This window comes from Fibrobacter sp. UWH1, assembly GCF_002210365.1.
In the GTDB taxonomy this organism is placed as follows: Bacteria; Fibrobacterota; Fibrobacteria; order Fibrobacterales; family Fibrobacteraceae; genus Fibrobacter.
Genome location: NZ_MWQG01000094.1, coordinates 1 through 1,080 on the forward strand (window position 1 = coordinate 1; position 1,080 = coordinate 1,080).

General features: G+C 48.4%; 1 protein-coding gene. It reads right to left on the reverse strand.

All coding sequences use genetic code 11. The features are described 5' to 3' along the window. Positions 1–7 precede the first annotated feature (7 nt). Complete coding sequence (locus B7992_RS16215; RefSeq protein ID WP_158278289.1) at positions 8–916, reverse strand: IS30 family transposase; 909 nt, start codon at positions 914–916, stop codon at positions 8–10. Between the last annotated feature and the right edge of the window lie 164 nt (positions 917–1,080).

Consider the following 1,080-nt stretch of genomic DNA (forward strand, 5'->3'; position numbering starts at 1 on the left):
GGCGAATTTAAGTCGCCAAGTAAATTTGTTTAACTTGCCTAGAAATATACTCTAATGGGGTGAGAAATCCAAGTCGTTTTCTCGGCCGATTGTTCAATTTCCACTCAATCCACTTGACCTCATCTCTCGTCAGGTCCTCAAACGAGGTTCCCTTTGGCAGGTACTGGCGAATCAGACCGTTCATATTTTCGTTTGCACCTCGTTCCCACGAGTGGTAAGGGTGGGCAAAGTAATAACCGACATCCAACTTTTGGGCTATCCGAACATGATCGGCGAACTCCTTTCCGTTGTCGGAAGTGACCGTGTGTAGCAGCCTCTTGTAGGGCGAAAAGGCCGCTATCAGAGTATCTGCCAGGGCGGTTGCATCCTTTGTCGGTAGAGGCTCCAGGATGCAAAGCATGGACATTCTGTCGTTGGCGGTGAGCAGGTTCCCCTTATGAAGAGCTCCGTTGATCAAGTCTATTTCAAAATCGCCGAAGCGACTTTTCTCGTCGACTATCGCCGGACGCAGGTCTATGGGCACCTGTCCCGTAATGGAGCCTCTTCCATCCTTTGCAGGACCCCGCTCTCGATATTTCTTGTCCCCATGCCTAAGGTGTGGCTTGAATTCGTCTCTGCCTTTGATATGGCGGTATATCGTTGGAACGCTTGGAGTTTTCTTACCCTCCAACCCCCTGCGTCCAACAACTTGCTCCGGTGACAAGTCCTCCTTTATCAGGGCTTCAGTTTCCGCCCAAACTTCATCGCTATACTCATAGTGAATGTGCGCTTTGTGCTGGAGCTTTACGGCCCTCTTGTCAGCCTTGTCCGGATCGTACTTTTTACGACCTCCGTTTCTGGAAATCTCCTTGCTGAGTCCACCTTCGGAAATTCCGATTAGTTTTGCTATGACTTTTTGTTGATGTCCGGCAGCCAACAGTGCGCTAATTTGGTATCTTATGTCTCGGTTAAGTCTCATCGCTTGTCCTTTTCTTGGTCGAAAACGCAAGTTAGAAACCTAACCATCCCTAGAATTCACTTTCTAGGGATTTTTTTTTGTTTTCAGCCTAGATCGGATTTACTTGACGATGAGAATCCGCG